Annotated in this window: 18 protein-coding genes and 1 tRNA gene; 10 read left to right on the forward strand and 9 right to left on the reverse strand. The window is 63.4% G+C overall.

Annotation, left to right across the window (positions count from 1 at the left end; translation table 11 throughout):
* Window positions 1-140: 140 nt before the first annotated feature.
* Together rpmA and rplU are read right to left on the reverse strand one after the other, a co-directional pair.
* Window positions 141-404, reverse strand: coding sequence for a 50S ribosomal protein L27 (gene rpmA / locus CUJ90_RS15775; RefSeq protein ID WP_073431263.1), 264 nt, complete (start codon window positions 402-404; stop codon window positions 141-143).
* Window positions 405-429: 25 nt separating this feature from the next.
* A complete protein-coding gene (gene rplU, locus CUJ90_RS15780; protein WP_007180329.1) occupies window positions 430-741 on the reverse strand; it encodes a 50S ribosomal protein L21 in 312 nt (103 codons plus the stop codon).
* Window positions 742-981: 240 nt separating this feature from the next.
* Here rplU and CUJ90_RS15785 point away from each other — a divergent pair, with 240 nt between their 5' ends.
* The 9 genes from CUJ90_RS15785 to yacG all read left to right on the forward strand — a co-directional run bounded on the left by CUJ90_RS15785 (window position 982) and on the right by yacG (window position 9063).
* A complete protein-coding gene (locus CUJ90_RS15785; protein WP_073431264.1) occupies window positions 982-1974 on the forward strand; it encodes a polyprenyl synthetase family protein in 993 nt (330 codons plus the stop codon).
* A gap of 50 nt (window positions 1975-2024) precedes the next feature.
* Window positions 2025-2101 (forward strand) — tRNA-Pro (locus CUJ90_RS15790).
* 191 nt (window positions 2102-2292) lie between these two features.
* A complete protein-coding gene (locus CUJ90_RS15795; protein ID WP_073431265.1) occupies window positions 2293-3591 on the forward strand; it encodes an HlyC/CorC family transporter in 1299 nt (432 codons plus the stop codon).
* A 128-nt stretch (window positions 3592-3719) separates the two neighbouring features.
* Window positions 3720-5012, forward strand: coding sequence for a GspE/PulE family protein (locus CUJ90_RS15800; protein ID WP_083086481.1), 1293 nt, complete (start codon window positions 3720-3722; stop codon window positions 5010-5012).
* Window positions 5009-6238, forward strand: a complete 1230-nt coding sequence (locus CUJ90_RS15805; protein ID WP_083086479.1) for a type II secretion system F family protein — start codon at window positions 5009-5011, stop codon at window positions 6236-6238. The genes CUJ90_RS15800 and CUJ90_RS15805 overlap by 4 nt, the downstream gene beginning before the upstream one ends.
* 28 nt (window positions 6239-6266) lie before the next feature.
* A complete protein-coding gene (locus tag CUJ90_RS15810) occupies window positions 6267-7208 on the forward strand; it encodes a prepilin peptidase (protein WP_073431268.1) in 942 nt (313 codons plus the stop codon).
* Between the two features lie 3 nt (window positions 7209-7211).
* Entirely contained in the window at window positions 7212-7814 is a 603-nt protein-coding gene (gene coaE / locus CUJ90_RS15815) for a dephospho-CoA kinase (RefSeq protein WP_083086477.1), read from the forward strand.
* Between the two features lie 194 nt (window positions 7815-8008).
* Window positions 8009-8764: a cell division protein ZapD gene (gene zapD / locus CUJ90_RS15820; RefSeq protein WP_073431270.1), complete on the forward strand. Its 756-nt coding sequence runs from the start codon at window positions 8009-8011 to the stop codon at window positions 8762-8764.
* A 101-nt stretch (window positions 8765-8865) separates the two neighbouring features.
* Window positions 8866-9063 carry a DNA gyrase inhibitor YacG gene (gene yacG, locus CUJ90_RS15825; protein WP_073431271.1) on the forward strand — a complete coding sequence of 66 codons (198 nt, stop codon included), beginning with the start codon at window positions 8866-8868 and terminating at the stop codon, window positions 9061-9063.
* A gap of 74 nt (window positions 9064-9137) precedes the next feature.
* Here yacG and CUJ90_RS15830 read toward each other — a convergent pair whose 3' ends face one another.
* The 4 genes from CUJ90_RS15830 to secA all read right to left on the reverse strand — a co-directional run bounded on the left by CUJ90_RS15830 (window position 9138) and on the right by secA (window position 14672).
* Complete coding sequence (locus CUJ90_RS15830) at window positions 9138-9560, reverse strand: NUDIX domain-containing protein (protein WP_073431272.1); 423 nt, start codon at window positions 9558-9560, stop codon at window positions 9138-9140.
* Complete coding sequence (locus CUJ90_RS15835; protein ID WP_114163167.1) at window positions 9557-10426, reverse strand: ATP-binding protein; 870 nt, start codon at window positions 10424-10426, stop codon at window positions 9557-9559. The genes CUJ90_RS15830 and CUJ90_RS15835 overlap by 4 nt, the downstream gene beginning before the upstream one ends.
* A gap of 40 nt (window positions 10427-10466) precedes the next feature.
* Window positions 10467-11708, reverse strand: coding sequence for a bifunctional glutamate N-acetyltransferase/amino-acid acetyltransferase ArgJ (gene argJ / locus CUJ90_RS15840; RefSeq protein ID WP_073431274.1), 1242 nt, complete (start codon window positions 11706-11708; stop codon window positions 10467-10469).
* A gap of 150 nt (window positions 11709-11858) precedes the next feature.
* On the reverse strand, window positions 11859-14672 hold the full coding sequence (gene secA, locus CUJ90_RS15845; RefSeq protein WP_073431297.1) for a preprotein translocase subunit SecA: 2814 nt from the start codon (window positions 14670-14672) through the stop codon (window positions 11859-11861).
* A gap of 290 nt (window positions 14673-14962) precedes the next feature.
* Here secA and CUJ90_RS15850 point away from each other — a divergent pair, with 290 nt between their 5' ends.
* On the forward strand, window positions 14963-15448 hold the full coding sequence (locus tag CUJ90_RS15850) for a DciA family protein (protein ID WP_073431275.1): 486 nt from the start codon (window positions 14963-14965) through the stop codon (window positions 15446-15448).
* A gap of 70 nt (window positions 15449-15518) precedes the next feature.
* Here the strand turns inward: CUJ90_RS15850 and lpxC are convergent, their stop codons facing one another.
* The 3 genes from lpxC to ftsZ all read right to left on the reverse strand — a co-directional run bounded on the left by lpxC (window position 15519) and on the right by ftsZ (window position 18680).
* Window positions 15519-16436, reverse strand: coding sequence for a UDP-3-O-acyl-N-acetylglucosamine deacetylase (gene lpxC, locus CUJ90_RS15855; RefSeq protein ID WP_073431276.1), 918 nt, complete (start codon window positions 16434-16436; stop codon window positions 15519-15521).
* Between the two features lie 297 nt (window positions 16437-16733).
* Complete coding sequence (locus CUJ90_RS15860) at window positions 16734-17237, reverse strand: peroxiredoxin (protein WP_114163168.1); 504 nt, start codon at window positions 17235-17237, stop codon at window positions 16734-16736.
* Between the two features lie 249 nt (window positions 17238-17486).
* Complete coding sequence (gene ftsZ, locus CUJ90_RS15865) at window positions 17487-18680, reverse strand: cell division protein FtsZ (RefSeq protein ID WP_073431278.1); 1194 nt, start codon at window positions 18678-18680, stop codon at window positions 17487-17489.
* Window positions 18681-18798: the final 118 nt, after the last annotated feature.

Raw genomic sequence — 18798 nt, forward strand, 5'->3', positions numbered from 1 at the left:
AATCGGCCGAACGACATAGGCATGCCGGCATGAAGGATTCATTCCCGCCCATGCCTGCGGCGGAAAACACCGCAAATAAAAAAAGCCCCGCTAACTTCGCGGGGCCTTTTCCGGTCCTGAAGCCCGTGCCTGGGTAAAACTCAGACTGCTGCCGGGACGACGTTGACCATGTGCTTCTTCGCTGCGCCTTTGGTCGAAAACGTGACGTGGCCGTCTGTCAGCGCGAACAAGGTGTGATCCTTGCCGATACCAACGTTTTCGCCCGGGTGCATGCGCGTGCCACGTTGACGCACGATGATGCCGCCCGCGTTGATGGCTTGACCGCCGTACACCTTCACGCCGAGACGCTTCGACTCGGAGTCGCGGCCGTTTCGTGACGATCCGCCTGCCTTTTTGTGTGCCATTTGATTTGCTCCTTAACCGGTGCGCTTACGCGTTGATCGCGTCGATGCGCAGTTCGGTATAGTTCTGGCGGTGGCCGCCATGCTTCTGGTAGTGCTTCCGGCGACGCATCTTGAAGATGGTCACTTTTGCGTGACGACCTTGCGACACGACGGTAGCCTTGACGGAAGCCCCACTGACCAGCGGCGTACCGAACTTAATCGATTCGCCTTCGCCCACTGCGAGAACCTGGTCGAGCGTGATTTCAGCGTCAATGTCTGCCGGTATCTGTTCTACTTTAAGTTTTTCGCCGACGGCAACTTTATACTGCTTGCCACCGGTTTTTATGACCGCGTACATTGAGAACCTCACTCTGTGTTCATTTTTCCCACGCACCGCGCGCGGAAACCCGTGATTATACATAGAGTTAGCTGCTCGGTCAAAACTCGTTGAGAGCCGCCATGCGCACCGTCCGGCGCCTTGCCCGCCCAGCGTAGCCGCGCCGCCCGCCGTGGCGCAGATCGCCCCCGCGCCGTAGCCTGCGGCCCGGAACTGCCGCGATTCGCCTTATAATTCGCGGCACTACCCAATTCAGCCATCATGTCGTCGACCGCCACCCCCTCCCCCAACGCCGCCAGCCTGCTCGCCCCGATCGCCGAAGACATGGAGCAGGTCAATCGCGTCATCCGGCACCGCCTCGCGTCCGACGTGATGCTGATCAACCAGATCTCCGAATACATCATCAGCGCCGGCGGCAAGCGGCTGCGGCCCGCGCTGCTGCTGCTGGTGGCGGGCGCACTGGGCGAGACCACAGGGCACCGGCACGTACTGGCGGCGGTCGTCGAGTTCATCCACACGGCGACGCTGCTGCACGACGACGTAGTCGACGAATCGGACTTGCGGCGCGGCCGTCAGACCGCCAATGCGCTGTTCGGCAACGCCGCGAGCGTGCTGGTGGGCGACTTTCTGTACTCGCGCTCGTTCCAGATGATGGTCGGCGTGGGCAAGATGCGCGTAATGGAAATCCTGTCGGAGGCGACCAACATCATCTCCGAAGGGGAAGTGCTGCAACTGCTCAACATGCACGACGCCGACGTAGACCAGTCGCGCTACATGCAAGTGATCCGCTACAAGACCGCCAAACTGTTCGAAGCCGCCGCCCAACTGGGCGCGGTGCTGGCCGGCGCGGACGCGAAAACGGAAGCCGCCGCGGCGGAGTTCGGCCGGCGCATCGGCACGGCGTTCCAGATCATGGACGACTGGCTCGACTACACGGGCACGGCGCAATCCATGGGCAAGAATGCCGGCGACGATCTGCGCGAAGGCAAACCCACGCTGCCGCTAATCTATCTGATCGAGCGCGGCACGCCTGAGCAGTCGGCGCTCGCACGTGAAGCGATCGAGCAAGGCGGCACCGATCGCTTCGACACGATTTTCGAGGCGATCACGCGTTCGGGCGCGCTGGACCACACGCTCGAATGCGCGAAACAGGAAGCACAGGCCGCAGCCGCAGCAATTTCGTCGTTCCCTGATTCCATTTACAAAGAAAGCCTGCTAGAATTATGTTCTTACTCGACGGCGAGACAGTCTTGAATGAGACTGAAACGCCGGGTTTGTCTGAATTGAGTCCGCAGTACCAAATTCGGGGTGTAGCTTAGCCTGGTAGAGCGCTACGTTCGGGACGTAGAGGCCGGAGGTTCGAATCCTCTCACCCCGACCAGATTTTCCTTGTTAATTCAAGGTTCGAAAAACCGCCCAGCTTGCTCGGCGGTTTTTTTGTTTGCGTCTCGCTTTTCGCTTCCCATGCGTGAGCTGCGCCGATGTGCCGATCGTCCCGGGCCATCCGAACGGGCGGCTCGCATAATCCCCTCTGCTATATTCACTCCATCCTGTCCCTATCCGTCACTACGCGTGGAACAACTTCCCTTATGGGCGCAGATCGGCGCCGTCTTTCTGCTGCTCATCTGCTCCAGCTTCTTTTCGATCTCTGAAACGGCGATGATGGCGCTCAACCGCCATCGCCTGAAACATCTTGCCAATCAGAACGCGTTCGGCGCGAAGACCACGCAAGGCCTGCTCGGGCACACCGATCAATTGCTGAGCGTGATCCTGATCGGCAACAATCTGTTCAACACGATCATCCCGGTGCTCACCACGTCGATTGCACTGCACACGTTCGGCCGCAACAACGTGGTGCTGTCGATCGCGACCGGCATCGTCGCGTTCCTGATCATCGTGTTCGCGGAAATCACACCGAAAATCGTCGGCGCCACGTTTCCCGAAAAAATCGCGTTGCCGGCCAGTCTGCTAATCGCGCCGATGATGCGCGTCGCCAAGCCGCTCCTGTGGTTCGTCAATCTGTTCGCGAACGGCATCTTGCGCGTGCTGCACATCAATACGAAAGACGTGCGCGACCAACGCCTGTCCACCGAGGAACTGCGCACCATCGTGCTCGAATCCGGCAGCTTCATGCCGACCAAGCACCGCAGCATTCTGCTGAACCTGTTCGACCTCGAGAATATTTCCGTGGACGACGTGATGATCCCGCGCCGCCGCATCGAATCGCTCGATTTCGACGCGCCGTTCGAACAGATCCTGCATCAACTGGAAACCTGCTACCACAACAAGCTGATCGTCTATCAAGGCGACATCGACCGCGTGCTCGGCGTGCTGCATGTTCGCAAGACGCTCGCCGCCCTGCACAACCAGGAACTGGAGCGTGAGACGCTGCGCGAGCTGCTGGCCGAGCCGTATTTCGTGCCGACCGGTACGCCAGTGTTCCAGCAACTGCAATACTTTCAGGAGAGCCGTCACCGCACGGCGCTGGTGGTCAACGAATACGGCGAACTGCAAGGACTCGTGACGCCGGAAGACATCATCGAAGAGCTGATCGGTGAGTTCACCACGTCGATTCCGCGTAGCGCCAGTTCGCGCGGCGGCTGGAACGAAAATGGCGAATGCATCGTGGCGGGCAGTATGCCGCTGCGCGAACTGAACCGCTGGCTGCATCTCACGCTGCCCACCGACGGACCCAAAACGCTCAATGGACTGATCCTCGAAATCCTCGAGGACATTCCCGATGGCGACGTCTGCGTGCAGATTGGCGAACTCAAACTCGAGGTATTGCGCAGCGACGATCAGGCGATCCGCACCGTCAAGCTGTTCAAACCGCCGGTACGCGCCAAAACCGGCAAAGCGTCGCGCGGCTGACCCGGCGCACGCCAGCATCGCACACGAGCGCAGCGCGCGCCATTAGCCGAATGGCTGAATGGCGACGGCCGCCGCCATACCGGATGATGAAGCCGTCACGTTCCACAGGCGGCTCATCACCGAATCTCATGCAAGCTTCTTTTCAACCCGCAGCGGCATCGTTGCGCCCCGTCGCGTTCAATAGCGAAAGCGCCGCCAAGGCGAAGCCCAAGGCATTCACGCCCGACGCCAGCGCCAATCTCACCGATCCGGACAACGCCCCCGCCGTGCGGCTGTTGACCGACACGCTGCAGGAAGCCACCCGCCGCAACGCGTCGGACCTGCACATCGAGCCGGCCGAACACGGCTGGCGCATGCGTCTGCGAATCGACGGCGTGCTGCATGCAATACCACAGCCGCCCGCGCATCTGCGCGACGCCTTCATCACGCGCGTGAAGGTGCTGGCGCGCATGGACATCGCCGAGCGCCGGGTGCCGCAAGACGGCCGACTACGCATCGCCACGTCGCCGGGACGGGTCGAGGACTATCGCGTCAACTCGCTGCCGACCCTGTTCGGGGAAAAGCTGGTGTTGCGTCGGCTCGACGCGCTGCCCGCCGATCTTTCCCTCGACTCGCTCGGCCTCGATCCGCGGCAACGTGAAACCGTCGATGCCGCGATTCGCGCGCCGCATGGCCTCGTGCTCGTCACCGGGCCCACCGGCAGCGGCAAAACGCTGTCGCTGTATTGCTTCCTGAATCTGCTCAACGGCGAGGCACGCAATCTCTGTTCAGTGGAAGACCCGGCGGAGATTCAATTGGCCGGCATCAATCAGGTCAGCGTGCGCGAAAAAGCCGGGCTGACTTTCGCGGTGGCGTTGCGCGCGTTTCTTCGGCAGGACCCGGACGTGATCATGGTCGGCGAGATCCGCGACGAGGAAACGGCCGACGTCGCGGTAAAAGCCGCGCAGACCGGCCATCTCGTCCTGTCCACCTTGCATACGAACGACGCGCCCGCCGCCATCGCGCGCCTGATCGACATCGGCGTCGAGCCGTACAACCTGGCAGCGGCGCTGCGGCTGGTGACCGCGCAGCGGCTGGTGCGGCGACTCTGCGCTGCTTGCCGCGCGCCCGCGCCGCAATCGGCAGCGGCGCTTCGGGCAGCCGGCTTCACCGACGACCAACTCGACGGCTGGGAACCCTACGCCGCCACGGGATGCGCGGGATGCCACGGTATCGGCTACCGCGGCCGTGTCGGCGTGCATCAGGTGATGCCCGTCTCCGATGCGATGCGTGAAATGATCGTGGCGAGCGCGGGCACGCATGAACTCGCTCGGCTCGCGCAAACCGAGCAGGTGGCCACCTTGCGCGACGCGGCGCTGGCCCGTGTACGCGACGGCACCACGAGTCTCGCCGAAGCGCTCGCGGCCACCGAGGTTGCATGAGCGCCGTCACGCCCCGTCCGCCGCTAGCGGCCGACGTGCGCTTCAAATGGCGCGGCGTCGACGGCAACGGTGCAAGGAAAAACGGCGCGCTCATCGCGCCGGACGCCGGTTCCGCGCGCGCGATGCTCAAGCGCGACAACCTGTTCGTCGTCGAACTCACGGCGCAGGGGCCGGCGCCGCGCGCGAAAGCCCGCGCCGCGGACGTCACGCTCTTCACCCGGCAGCTCGCCAGCCTGCTGCGCGCCGGTCTGCCGCTCGCGTCCGCGCTGGAGCTGCTGGCGCAAGCGCAGACTTCGCGGCGGCAAGGCATGCCGCGCATCATCGGCGCACTGGCGCGCGACATCACCGGCGGCTTGCGTTTCTCGGCGGCATTGCAGCGGCATCCGGCGCAATTCAATGCGCTGTACTGTCAGCTCGTCGAAGTGGGCGAAGCAGCGGGCGCGCTCGCCGCCGTCCTCGCCCGCATCGCCGATGACCGGGAACGCGCCGCCGCGCAACGCGCGAAGGTGCGCGCCGCCCTGACCTATCCGCTTGCGATTCTGTTGCTGGCGTTGGCGATTACCGCGGCGTTGCTGATATGGGTCGTGCCGACCTTCAAGCAGATCTTCGACGGCTTCGGCGCCAAACTGCCCGCGCCGACGCAGTTCGTGCTGGCGCTATCGGCCGGCGCGGCGCGCTGGAGCATACCGGTGATCGCCATGCTCTTCGCGGCAAGCTCGGCTATGACCTTTCTGCTACGAACCTCTGAAGCGGCGCGCCTGCGCTTCGCGCGCTCGTCGCTGAAAATACCGGTCGCCGGTCCGTTGCTCGGCACGTTGTGCGCGGCGCGCTGGAGCCGCGCGCTCGGCACCTTGCTGTCGGCCGGCACGCCGCTCGCCGACGCGTTCGATTCCCTGACGCACGCCACCGGCAACGCGTTCTTCGACCGCGCCACCGTCGAGATCGCCGCGCGGCTGCGGCGCGGCGAACGGCTCGCAGCGGCAATGCGCGCGGCGCATTGCTTTCCGCCGGAGATCGTGCAGCCGGTTGCGGTTGCCGAGGAATCCGGCGCCCTCGACACCATGCTGCTCGACGTGGCCGCGCTCGCCGATCGTCAGGTAGACGAAAAGATCGGCACACTGGCAAGCCTGTGCGAGCCGCTTGTGATCATCGTGCTGGGTGCGCTGGTCGGCGGCCTCGTGATCGCGATGTATCTTCCCATTATTCAACTCGGCAACGTGGTGTAGCATCGCAGCCGAATCCCCCCCTTTACCTATGCAGGCGACTCTTCCACTCGTGCCAGAAACCTCTTCCAGCCTGCTTTCGAGTCTACTGCCCGGTCATGTCGCAACGGGTCTCGGCCTCGCGTTCGGCAGCTTGCCGGCCGGCGTTCAGTTCACGTTCGCGATCGTGTTCGGCCTCGTGATCGGCAGCTTCCTGAACGTCGTCGTGCATCGGGTGCCGATCATGCTCGAACGCGCATGGCGCGAGGAAATCAGCGAGGCCACCGATAAGCCGGTGGAACAAGACGGCCTGCCGGCGCGCTACAACCTGTGGGTGCCGCGCAGCGCGTGCCCACACTGCGGTCATGTCCTCAGCGCATGGGAGAACCTGCCGGTGCTGAGCTACGTGCTGCTGCGCGGGCGCTGCTCGGCATGCAAGGCGCGCGTGAGCCTGCGCTATCCGGCCATCGAAATCGCCAGCGCCGCGCTCGCGGCAGGCGCGCTCGCGCTGTTCGGCCCGACCGGCACGGCGCTCGCCGCGTTCGGACTCTGCGCGGCGCTGCTCGCGATGAGCGCGATCGACATCGACACGCATCTACTGCCTGACTCGATGACGCTGCCGCTCTTGTGGGCGGGTCTCATCGTCAACTTCAACGGCATGTTCGCGAGCCTCCATGACGCGGTGCTCGGCGCGATTTTCGGCTACCTGGTGCTGTGGGCCGTGCATTGGTTATTCCGGCTGGTGCGCGGCGTCGAAGGCATGGGTTATGGCGATTTCAAACTGCTGGCGGCGCTCGGTGCGTGGCTCGGCTGGGCCGCGCTGCTGCAGATCGTGCTGATCGCCGCGCTGACCGGCGCGGTGGTCGGTCTCGCGGCCACATGGCGCGGCCGCATGCGCTTCGCGGAACCATTGCCGTTTGGGCCTTTTCTCGCGGCCGGCGGCGCTGTTACGCTGTTCGTCGGCACACCGCTTTTCATGGTTCTGGGAGGCTGAAGCATGTTCGTTGTGGGACTGACCGGCGGCATCGGCAGCGGCAAATCCACCGTGGCCGATCTATTCGCCGCGCATGGCGTACCGCTTGTCGACACGGATCGGATCGCGCACCGCATCACCGCGCCGCATGGCATGGCGATGCCGCAAATCGCCGCCGAGTTCGGCAATGTGTTCGTCGCGGCGGACGGCTCGCTCGACCGCGCCCGCATGCGCGCCCTGGTGTTCAGCGACGAAGGCGCGCGCAAGCGGCTCGAAGCCATCACGCATCCGTTGATTCGCGCGGAAACCGAACGGGAGCAGCGGGACGCACAGGGACCGTACGTCATCGTAGTCGTGCCGCTGCTCGTGGAGTCCGGCAACTGGAAAACGCGCGTGAACCGCGTTTTGACTGTGGATTGCAGCGTCGACACGCAAATCTCGCGCGTGATGCTTCGCAATGGTTTCAGCCGCGAACAGGTGCTGGCGATCATCGGCCGCCAGGCGACGCGCGAAGCGCGCCTCGCCGCAGCCGACGACGTGATCGACAACGACAACGTGCCGTTCGATGCACTCAAGGCGCAAGTCGACGCTCAGCATTGCGTGTACCTGTCGCTCGCGGGCGCGTGAGCGGCACGCGCCCACATCTCCGCTCCTGCGTTGAACTTTGCCGCGTCACGCGAGCCGAAGCACGCAGAAAACTGCCCGAAACACGTGAAGGAAGTTGCGAAAACGTGCCAAGAAAGTGCGTGATTGCTAGGGTAGTCCCACGGCATTAGAATGTCCTGCATTCCCGTCACCGACCACGCCCGAGGCGAGCCCGCTTGATCCTTTACGAGTATCCCTTCAACGAGCGAATCCGGACGCTATTGCGCCTCGAAGATCTGTTCGAGCGCTTCACGTTCTTTCTGACGCAGGAAGACGCCAGGGAACATCACGTTGCACTGACAACGCTGTTCGAAATCTCAGAGGTAGCGGGTCGCGCGGATCTGAAGTCGGATCTGATGAAGGAACTCGAGCGTCAACGGCAAACGCTCGCGCCGTTTCGGGGCAATCCGGGAATCGAGCAGAACGCGCTCGAAGCGGTGCTCGGCGAAATCGAGCAAACCTTGTCGGGCCTTTCGCAAATGCAAGGGAAAACCGGCCAGCATCTTGCAGACAACGAGTGGCTCGCCAGCATCCGCAGCCGAGCGATCATCCCTGGCGGCACGTGCAAGTTCGATCTGCCTTCGTACTACGCCTGGCAGCAAACTCATCCCGATCAGCGCCGGCAAGACATTGCCAAATGGGTGACGCCCTTGCTGCCGCTGCGCGATGCCGCCACGATCGTCTTGCGTCTCGCGCGCGAATCCGGCCAGGCGTCCAAGGTCATGGCGATGCAGGGCAGCTATCAGCAAATGCTGTCCGGCCGTTCGTATCAATTGATGCAGGTACGCGTGGCACCTGAATTGCGTGTGATCCCAGAAGCAAGCGCCAACAAGTACATGCTGTGGGTGCGTTTCACCGTGCAGGACGGCGATCTGCGTCCGCGCGCCGTCGATATCGACGTGCCGTTCCAGCTCACCTTGTGCAGCCTGTAACGTTCGCCCCGTAAAACCGGATCGCGGGGTCGCGCCTTTAAAGCGGCGGGAAGCACCCTATATTCGACCTATATTCCATTCGCGATTGACTGCCTGACCGTATGCCCACTGTCGTCAAATGCCCTACTTGCGGAAAGGATGTCCGCTGGACCCCTGAAAACCGCTTTCGCCCGTTCTGCTCCGATCGTTGCAAGCAGATCGACCTCGGCGCCTGGGCCGCCGAGAAGTACAAGATCGGCGCCTCGGACCAGGACGCGCAGTCCGACGAGTCGCCGGGCGGGGACTACAACCCGCACTGAATGCAGCGCCGCGCGCACTGTTCCACGCACGCGGACGCTGCGTCGCACAGCGCTCGCGACCTCACGTCGTTCCGCTAGTTTTTCTCAGCCGCGAGCCATTCCAACACGGGAATCGTCGCCGGCAACAGAGGCGAGACATCCGCGGGCAGTGCCTGCCAGACAAACGCCTGACCCTCGCGCCCGTGCGGCTCGCCGGCCCAGTCCGTCACCTTGCAGAAGAACAGCCGCACATACGCATGCGGGTAATCGTGTTCGAGCGTATGCCAAAGGTGGCTTGCCTTGACGTCGATGCCCAACTCTTCGTGCAGTTCGCGAGCCAGCGCCGCTTCGACCGACTCGCCCGCCTCCAGCTTGCCGCCCGGAAACTCCCAATAACCCTCGTACGGCTTGCCGGCCGGACGCTGCGCCAGCAGATACCGGCCGTCGGGCTGAATCAGCACGCCGACGGCGACTTCCGTCACCGGACGGCCCGCGGCGTTGTTCCGCGCGCCGCTCATGCCTCGTTCTTCCGGCCGGACCAGTCGCGCGCGAATTGCCATGCAACGCGCCCCGAGCGCGACCCGCGTTCGAGCGCCCACACCAGCGCATCGCCGCGCGCCGCCTCGACTTCCGCGTCGTCGCAACCGAAATGGCGCAGCCAGTGGCCGATGATCGACAGGTAGTCGTCCTGCTTGAACGGATAGAAGCTGACCCACAGCCCGAAGCGCTCGGACAGCGAGATCTTTTCCTCGACCAGTTCGCCGGGATGGATTTCGCCGTCGGACGTGTGCTTGTACGTCTCGTTGTCGCTCATGTACTCGGGCAGCAAATGACGGCGGTTCGAGGTCGCGTAGATCAGCACGTTGTCCGATTGCGCGGCGATCGAGCCGTCCAGCGCGACCTTCAGCGCCTTATAGCCCGACTCGCCGTCCTCGAACGAGAGATCGTCGCAGAACACCACGAAGCGCTCCGGCCGCTGCGCGATCAGCTCGACGATATCGCCGAGATCGTGCAAGTCGTCCTTGTCCACTTCGATCAGACGCAAACCGTCTTTCGCATACGCGTTCAGGCAGGCCTTGATCAGCGACGACTTGCCCGTGCCGCGCGCGCCCGTCAGCAGCACGTTGTTGGCCGGCTGCTTGTGCACGAATTGACGCGTGTTCTGCTCGATCAAGCCTTTCTGGCGATCGATGTTTTGCAGGTCCTCGAGCGTGATGGTCGAAATCGCCGGCACCGGCTGCAAGTAGCCGCGCCCCTGGCGCTTGCGCCAGCGAAAAGCGACCGCCGACGACCAGTCGATCTGCGGTGCGGCGGGCGGAAGCATTGCTTCGAGGCGAACGAGCACGGCTTCGGCTCGGGTCAGAAACTGTTCGAGTTTGTCCATGGCTGTGAGTGAGCGGCCGTCAGCCGCGTGATGAACCTGGTTACGAACGATAGTCGGCGTTGATGCTCACGTAGTCGTGCGACAGATCGCAAGTCCAGATCGTGGCTTGCGCGTTGCCGCGGCCGAGCACGACGCGAATGCCGATCTCGCTCTTTTTCATGACGCGCTGGCCGTCTTCCTCGCGGTAGGCCGGATTGCGGCCGCCGGCAGTCGCGACCAGCACGTCGTCCAGATACAGATCGATCTTGCCGACGTCGAGATCGTCCACGCCGGCATAGCCGATGGCCGCGAGAATGCGGCCGAGATTTGGATCCGATGCGTAAAAAGCCGTTTTCACGAGCGGCGAATGGCCGATCGCGTACGCGATCTGGCGGCATTCGCCGACGCTCGAACCGCCTTCGACATGCACCGTCATGAATTTGGTCGCGCCTTCGCCGTCGCGCACGATCAGTTGCGCAAGCGTTTGTGCGACTTCGGTCACCGCGTCGCGCAGCGCTGCGTAGGCGGGCGAATCGGTGGAGGTGATCGCCGGCAGGCTCGATTTGCCCGACGCGATCAGGATGAAGGAATCGTTGGTCGACGTATCGCCGTCGATCGTGATGCAGTTGAACGAGCGGTCCGCCACGTGCTTGACCAGCGCGTCGAGCACCGGCTGCGCAACCGCGGCGTCGAACGCGAGGAAGCCGAGCATGGTCGCCATGTTCGGCTTGATCATGCCGGCGCCCTTGCTGATGCCGGTTAGCGTGACCGTGTGGCCTTCGATCGTGACCTGGCGCGACGTGGCCTTCGGCAGCGTGTCCGTGGTCATGATCGCCTGCGCCGCGTCATACCAGTTCGCTTCCTTGCGGTTCGCCAGCGCGGCCGGCAGGCCCGCCTTCAAACGATCGACCGGCAGCGGCTCCAGAATCACGCCCGTCGAAAACGGCAGCACCTGTTCCGGCGCGATGTCGGCCAAACGCGCGAGTTCGGCACAGGTTTCGCGCGCATGCGCGAGACCCGGTTCGCCCGTACCCGCATTGGCGTTGCCGGTGTTGATCACCAGCGCGCGAATCGGCTTGCCGCCCGCACGCACGCGCTCCAGATTTTCGCGGCACACCGTGACCGGCGCGGCGCAAAAACGGTTCCGCGTAAACACGCCGCCTACTGTCGCGCCTTCGTCGACGGAAATGACGAGCACGTCCTTGCGGTTCGGCTTGCGGATATTCGCCTCCGCCCAGCCGAGCGTGACGCCGGCGACGGGATGGAGTTGAGCGGGATCGATCGAGGGGAAATTGACAGCCATGGTCGCGACCTGTCGAAGAAAATGCCGGCGGACGCCGGCATCGAGGGATCGGAAACTGATGGCTCGGGTGTGTTGCCGAACCACCGCGAAATCAACAGCAAGCAGCGTACAAAACGACGCGGCGCGCTCGGAAGCGCGCTGCCTTCGGCATTACGCGATCTTGCCGTGGCACTGCTTGTACTTCTTGCCGCTGCCGCACGGGCACGGGTCGTTGCGGCCGACCTTCGGCACCTCGTCTGCGCTGACACGCGAGCCCGCCGCGTGCGACGACGAGCCGTGGCTCATCGCCTCGCCGATCATGGCGGCGGTGGCCGCCTCGGCGGCAACGGGCGCCGCGGCGGCGGCCTCGGCGAATTCGGCGTGACGGAACTCGACGTTTTCGAGGTGGCTGCCCTGCTCCTCGAACTGCTCGGCCGCCTGTTCCAGTTGCTCCGGCGACTGGATCTGCACGTTCATCACCACGCGGGTGACTTCGAGTTTGACGGCGTCGAGCATGGCGGCGAACAGTTCGAACGCCTCGCGCTTGTATTCCTGCTTCGGATTCTTCTGCGCATAGCCGCGCAGGTGAATGCCCTGGCGCAGATGATCGAGCGCGGCCAGATGTTCGCGCCAACTGCGATCCAGCGTTTGCAACATGATGGAGCGTTCGAACGCGCTGAACGATTCGCGGCCGACCAGTTCGACCTTCGCTTCGTACGCTTCGTCCGCGGCGCCTTCGACCGCTTCGAGAATCTCGTCCACGCTGATCGAGTTCGACTCGTTGATCATTTCCTGGATCGCGAGGTCGAGTTGCCATTCGTTGCGCAGCACTTCCTCCAGTTCAGGCACGTCCCACTGCTCCTCGATGCTGCCGGCCGGCACGAACTGATGAACGATGTCGGCGATCACGCCATGGCGCATGGCGCCGATGGTTTCCGTGATGTCGTTCGCTTCGAGCAATTCATTGCGTTGCTGGTAGATCACCTTGCGCTGATCGTTCGACACGTCGTCGTATTCGAGCAATTGCTTGCGAATGTCGAAGTTGCGCGCTTCCACCTTGCGTTGCGCCGATTCGATCGAGCGCGACACGATGCCCGCCTCGATCGCTTCACCTTCCGGCATCTTCAGGCGATCCATGATCGCGCGCACGCGGTCGCCCGCGAAAATGCGCAGCAGCGGATCTTCCAGCGACAGATAGAAGCGCGACGAACCGGGGTCGCCCTGACGGCCCGCACGGCCGCGCAACTGATTGTCGATCCGGCGCGACTCGTGACGCTCGGTGCCGATGATGTGCAGACCGCCCGCGGCCTTCACCTGATCGTGCAGCGCCTGCCATTCGTCGTGCAGCTTCTGGATGCGGCGCTGCTTTTCGTCGGCCGGAATCGTTTCGTCCTGTTCGATGAACGACGCCTGCTTTTCCGCGTTGCCGCCGAGCACGATGTCGGTGCCGCGGCCGGCCATGTTGGTGGCGATCGTGATGCGCTTCGGACGGCCCGCTTCGGCGACGATCTCCGCTTCACGCGCGTGCTGCTTCGCGTTCAGCACCTCGTGCGACAAGCCGGCCTGCTTCAACAGATGCGACAGCAGTTCCGAGTTTTCGATCGACGTCGTGCCGACCAGCACCGGCTGCCCGCGCTCATAGCAATCGCGGATGTCGCGGATCACCGCGTCGTAGCGTTCCTTCGCGGTCTTGTAGATCTGATCCTGCTTGTCGATCCGCTTGGGCGGACGGTTGGTCGGGATCACGACCGTCTCGAGCCCGTAGATCTCGTTGAATTCGTACGCTTCGGTATCGGCCGTGCCGGTCATGCCGGCCAGCTTCGCGTACATGCGGAAGTAGTTCTGGAACGTAATCGACGCGAGCGTCTGGTTCTCGCTCTGGATCTTGACGTGTTCCTTCGCCTCGACGGCCTGGTGCAAGCCGTCCGACCAGCGGCGGCCCGACATCAGACGGCCGGTGAATTCGTCGACGATGACCACCTCGCCGTTCTGCACCACGTAGTGCTGATCCTTGAAGAACAGCGTGTGCGCGCGCAGCGCCGCGTACACGTGGTGCATCAGCGTGATGTTCTGCGGCGCATACAGGCTTTCGCCCTCGCCGATCAAGCCCCACTCGGCGAGCAGACGCTCCGCCTTTTCGTGGCCCGATTCCGTCAGGAACACCTGACGGCCTTTCTCGTCCAGCGTGTAGTCGCCCGGCTTCTCGACGCCGGTGCCGTCCGCCTTCTCTTCGCCGATCTGGCGTTCGAGCAGCGGCGGCAGCGCGTTCATGCGCACGTAGAGTTCGGTGTGATCCTCGGCCTGGCCGGAGATGATCAGCGGCGTGCGGGCTTCGTCGATCAGGATCGAGTCGACCTCGTCGACCACCGCGAAATTGAGGGCTCGCTGCACGCGTGCGTCGGTCTCGTAGACCATGTTGTCGCGCAGGTAGTCGAAGCCGAATTCGTTGTTGGTGCCGTAGGTAATGTCGGCGGCGTAGGCCTGTTGCTTGGCCGCGTGATCCATCTGCGACAGATTGATGCCGACCGACATGCCGAGGAAGTTGTACAGCCGCGCCATCCATTCGGCATCGCGCTGCGCGAGATAGTCGTTGACCGTGACGACGTGCACGCCGCGGCCCGACAGCGCGTTCAGGTAGACCGGCAGCGTGGCGACGAGCGTCTTGCCTTCGCCGGTGCGCATTTCGCCGATCTTGCCGTAGTGCAAGACCATGCCGCCGATCAGTTGCACGTCGAAGTGGCGCATTTTCAGCGTCCGCTTGCTCGCCTCGCGACACACCGCGAAGGCTTCCGGCAGGAGCTTGTCGAGCGATTCGCCGCTCGCGACGCGCTGGCGGAATTCACCCGTTTTGGCGCGCAGTTGATCGTCCGCCAATTGCTCGATCTGCGGCTCGAGCGCATTGATCGCCGCGACGGTCTTTTGGTATTGCTTGACTAACCGCTGATTGCGGCTGCCAAAAATCTTCTGTAGAAAGCCGGTGGTCATCGGATCGGTGTCTGCGTCGCGGCTTCGGCTGGTTCGCGGCGTGCGGTTCATGCACGTGCGCTCCCGGGTCGGAAGGGCCTCGGCGGCTTAGTCCAAGAGTGAATTCGAATCGCGCATTTTAGCACGCGCCCCCGCCCGCGCCTGTGTCAGCGGTGCGACGGCGGCAAGGCGTCCGAAGCCCGTCGCAGCGAGCTCCGGCGGCGCCGTTCGAGGCGGACCGCGACGTGTCTCGCGCGGTACAATCGCGGCGTGAACGCGCATGGGGCGCGAACACGCCGTCACGATCGAACATGAGCCGTTCTCCGTCCTTTTCAAGGCCGCCGCCCAAGCAGTTCAACGCGCGCCGCCCGCAGCCCGTCGCCGAGGTGCTCAAGCGCACCGACGCGTTCGCGGCCCTGCGCGCGGGCGTCGAGCAGATCGCCGCGCTGGAGAAGGATTTGCGGGAACTGCTGCCCGACTATCTGGCAACCAGCGTGGAGCCCAGCTTCATCAAGGAAGGCGTGCTGGCGCTGTTTGCCGCGCACAACGCTTTGGCGGCGCGTTTGCGGCACATCGAGCCGCGCTTGCTATCCGATTTGCAGCAGCGCGGCTGGCCGGTGAATGCGCTGCGAATCCGCGTGCGGCCGCAGCCTGTCAAGGAACCGCCGCCGGCCAAGCAGGCGCGCATGACGCCGGTCGGCGCCGACGCGCTGCACGCGTTGAGCGAATCGCTCGCGCCGTCGCCGCTACAGGAAGCGCTGGCGAAAATGGCGGCACGGCATCGGAGAAATCGCTGAGCAAAAAAAAGCGGCCCGTTTGGGCCGCTTGTTTATCATCCGTTCGCTTCGAGGTTTTCAACCGCAGAGCTTATGCAAAAGCCGTCTGCGTCTCGTAGGCGAAGCCGCGCGGCGCTTTTTGCTGGTCGTCGAAGGTGACGATTTCGTACGCATCTTCATGCGCCAGCAGTTCGCGCAGCAGCGCATTGTTCAGGCCGTGACCCGACTTGTACGCGTTGTACGAAGCCAGCAGCGGATGACCGATCACATACAGGTCGCCGATCGCGTCGAGCATCTTGTGCTTCACGAATTCGTCGTCGTAACGCAGGCCGTCGTTGTTCAGAATGCGGTATTCGTCGAGCACGATCGCGTTGTCCATGCTGCCGCCGCGCGCCAGGCCGAGTTCGCGCATCATTTCGACTTCATGCGCGAAACCGAAAGTACGGGCGCGGGCGATTTCCCGCACGTATGACGTATTGGCGAAATCCACTTCCAGCGCCTGACCGGTTTTATCCACAGCCGGATGACGAAAATCGATTGTGAATTTGAGCTTGAAACCGAAATACGGATCGAGACGCGCGAATTTATCGCCGTCGCGAATTTCGACTGGCTTGGTGACCTTGATAAATTTCTTCGCCGCGTTCTGTTCTTCAATACCGGCCGATTGAATCAGAAACACGAAAGAACCCGCGCTGCCGTCCATGATCGGGATTTCCTCGGCGGTGACGTCGACGTAAAGATTGTCGATGCCGAGACCGGCGCAGGCGGACATCAAATGCTCGACCGTCGACACGCGCGCGCCGTCTTTCTGCAGCACCGAAGCGAGGCGCGTATCGCCAATCGACATTGCCGATGCGGGAATATCCACCGGCGTGGGCAAATCCACGCGCGAAAACACGATGCCGGTATCCGGCGCCGCCGGACGGAGCGTCAAGTCGACTTTACGGCCGGAATGCAGGCCGATGCCGACTGTCTTGACGATCGATTTGATAGTGCGCTGCTTCAACATGGTGATCTTCTATTCGATTGAAAATCCCAATCGGGACTTTTTGTTCCATAGCACGAATTATACTCCATTACCCTAAGGAGCGTCGTCGCATGGAACGTATCAATCTGTTTCGCTCCATTACCCGCTGGGCGGCTGCCAGGGAAAGCGTGACGGGCCGATGTCCGGAACGGAGGCGTTTCCGGTCATCGGCCCGCGTAACGGCATGTCACAAAAGCGTCTTATCCGTCGTTGCCCTTGCACAACACGCTCGCGGCGTACCGCTGTGTGACCGGGGGCGAAGGATTCGACGTCGAGTGACTAGCTCAACGTAGCCAGAATACTCCCTGCATCGCTGACTTCGAATTTGCCGGCAGCCTCGACGTTCAACGTCTTGACCACGCCGTCGTCGACCACCATTGCGTAGCGCTGGGAACGGATTCCCATGCCGCGCGCCGACAAATCCTGCTCCAAACCGAGTGCCCGCGTGAAAGCCGCGCTGCCGTCCGCCATCATGCGCACCTTGCCCGAGGCGTGCTGATCGCGTCCCCACGCGCCCATTACGAACGCGTCGTTGACGGACACGCACCAGATCTCGTCGACGCCAAGCGCGCGAAACTGCTCGGCATGCTCGACATAACCCGGTACATGTTTGGCCGAACAGGTCGGCGTGAACGCGCCCGGCAATCCGAAGATCACCACGCGCTTGCCCGCCGTCTGCTCGCGCACGTCGAAGCTGTTAGGCCCGATCGTGCAGCCCGCCCGCTCGTCTTCGACGAATTCGAAGAGTGTCGCGTCGGGCAGCTTGTCACCTGCCTGAATCATGCTCAGTCCTTTGCATCGATGCGGAGCATGCTCGCACGTCGTCGTGTCGCAGTGATTTCAGCGTCAGCCCAATCACAGGCTGCGCCGTCCGGCGACAGTCGCCCCATCCGCTTCGCGAATCCGAAGAGGGCACTTGTCCTTGCCGCGAATCCGACGATACGCGGCCTGATCGCCGTTCACCCGCCACGCTCGTGCAGTCGTCCGCCAACGCTTTTAAAACAGAGCGGCGACGAAAGCCTGCTCGTGCGCTCAGTCCGCCTGCTTGCGCAGGAACGCCGGAATGTCGTACGTGTCGACGCCCTTTTCCTGCAACGCCTGCACATGCGACGCCGCCGTATCGCGCGACGTGCGCCATACAGCCGGCGTATCCAGCGCGCCGTAATCGGCGGTGCTCGCGTGCGACGGCGTATAGCCGGCGTGGTGCGCGTTGACCGGCTGGTTGTCGGTGCCGGTGCGCAGCAGCGTCATCGGTGCCGATTGCTGCTTCTTCGCCGCGCGACCCAAGCCCGTTGCCACGACCGTCACGCGCAGCGCGTCGCCCATTGCATCGTCGTACACCGCGCCGAAGATCACCGTGGCGTCTTCCGCCGCATAGCTCTTGATGGTGTTCATCACTTCGCGCGTTTCCGACAGACGCAGCGAACGGCTCGACGTGATGTTCACCAGCACGCCACGCGCGCCCGACAGATCCACGCCTTCCAGCAGCGGGCTGGCGACAGCCTGCTCGGCGGCCAGACGCGCGCGATCGACACCGGCGACCGTCGCCGTGCCCATCATCGCCTTGCCCTGCTCGCCCATCACCGTCTTCACGTCCTCGAAGTCGACGTTCACCAGACCGTCGACGTTGATGATTTCCGCGATGCCGGCAACCGCGTTGTTCAGAACGTCGTCTGCGCACTGGAAGCACTTGTCCATCTCGGCGTCATCGCCCATCACCTCGAACAGCTTGTCGTTCAGAACGACGATCAGCGAGTCGACGTGATCCTCCAGTTGCTGCGAACCGGCTTCCGCGACGCGCATCCGCTTGCCGCCTTCGAATTCGAACGGCTTGCTGACCACGCCGACGGTCAAGATGCCCATTTCCTTGGCGATCTGCGCGACCACCGGCGCCGCGCCCGTGCCCGTGCCGCCGCCCATGCCGGCGGTGATGAACACCATGTGCGCGCCGCGCAGCGAATCCGCGATGCGTTCACGCGCTTCTTCCGCTGCCGCGCGGCCCATTTCCGGCTTGGCGCCAGCGCCAAGCCCCGTATTGCCGAGCTGGATCACCGCGGTGGCGCGCGAGCGCGACAGCGCCTGCGCATCCGTGTTCATCACGATGAAGTCGACGCCTTGCACGCCTTTGTTGATCATGTGCTGAACGGCATTGCCGCCAGCGCCACCGACTCCGATCACCTTGATGATGGTGCCGTTCGTTTCGGTTTCCAGCATCTGGAATTCCATGTTGCCTCCGTCAAGATAAAAAATTGCAGCCACTCGGCCGTTATTCGGCAGGAGATCGGGCAACCCCCTGTCGCGCGCCGGCCGCCGGCACCAGCGCGTATTTTTTAAAGCCCGTTCT

The organism is Paraburkholderia terricola, from assembly GCF_003330825.1.
In the GTDB taxonomy this organism is placed as follows: Bacteria; Pseudomonadota; Gammaproteobacteria; order Burkholderiales; family Burkholderiaceae; genus Paraburkholderia; species Paraburkholderia terricola.

What these genes read in the sequence shown, in the direction of transcription:
- CUJ90_RS15850 (WP_073431275.1), top strand. Translation starts at nt 14,963, where the DNA reads ATGAGCCGTTCTCCGTCCTTTTCAAGGCCGCCGCCCAAGCAGTTCAAC.
- rpmA (WP_073431263.1), bottom strand. Translation starts at nt 404, where the DNA reads ATGGCACACAAAAAGGCAGGCGGATCGTCACGAAACGGCCGCGACTCC.
- yacG (WP_073431271.1), top strand. Translation starts at nt 8,866, where the DNA reads ATGCCCACTGTCGTCAAATGCCCTACTTGCGGAAAGGATGTCCGCTGG.
- CUJ90_RS15830 (WP_073431272.1), bottom strand. Translation starts at nt 9,560, where the DNA reads ATGAGCGGCGCGCGGAACAACGCCGCGGGCCGTCCGGTGACGGAAGTC.
- ftsZ (WP_073431278.1), bottom strand. Translation starts at nt 18,680, where the DNA reads ATGGAATTCCAGATGCTGGAAACCGAAACGAACGGCACCATCATCAAG.
- coaE (WP_083086477.1), top strand. Translation starts at nt 7,212, where the DNA reads ATGTTCGTTGTGGGACTGACCGGCGGCATCGGCAGCGGCAAATCCACC.
- lpxC (WP_073431276.1), bottom strand. Translation starts at nt 16,436, where the DNA reads ATGTTGAAGCAGCGCACTATCAAATCGATCGTCAAGACAGTCGGCATC.
- secA (WP_073431297.1), bottom strand. Translation starts at nt 14,672, where the DNA reads ATGACCACCGGCTTTCTACAGAAGATTTTTGGCAGCCGCAATCAGCGG.
- argJ (WP_073431274.1), bottom strand. Translation starts at nt 11,708, where the DNA reads ATGGCTGTCAATTTCCCCTCGATCGATCCCGCTCAACTCCATCCCGTC.
- CUJ90_RS15785 (WP_073431264.1), top strand. Translation starts at nt 982, where the DNA reads ATGTCGTCGACCGCCACCCCCTCCCCCAACGCCGCCAGCCTGCTCGCC.
- CUJ90_RS15805 (WP_083086479.1), top strand. Translation starts at nt 5,009, where the DNA reads ATGAGCGCCGTCACGCCCCGTCCGCCGCTAGCGGCCGACGTGCGCTTC.
- CUJ90_RS15810 (WP_073431268.1), top strand. Translation starts at nt 6,267, where the DNA reads ATGCAGGCGACTCTTCCACTCGTGCCAGAAACCTCTTCCAGCCTGCTT.
- CUJ90_RS15800 (WP_083086481.1), top strand. Translation starts at nt 3,720, where the DNA reads ATGCAAGCTTCTTTTCAACCCGCAGCGGCATCGTTGCGCCCCGTCGCG.
- rplU (WP_007180329.1), bottom strand. Translation starts at nt 741, where the DNA reads ATGTACGCGGTCATAAAAACCGGTGGCAAGCAGTATAAAGTTGCCGTC.
- CUJ90_RS15860 (WP_114163168.1), bottom strand. Translation starts at nt 17,237, where the DNA reads ATGATTCAGGCAGGTGACAAGCTGCCCGACGCGACACTCTTCGAATTC.
- CUJ90_RS15835 (WP_114163167.1), bottom strand. Translation starts at nt 10,426, where the DNA reads ATGGACAAACTCGAACAGTTTCTGACCCGAGCCGAAGCCGTGCTCGTT.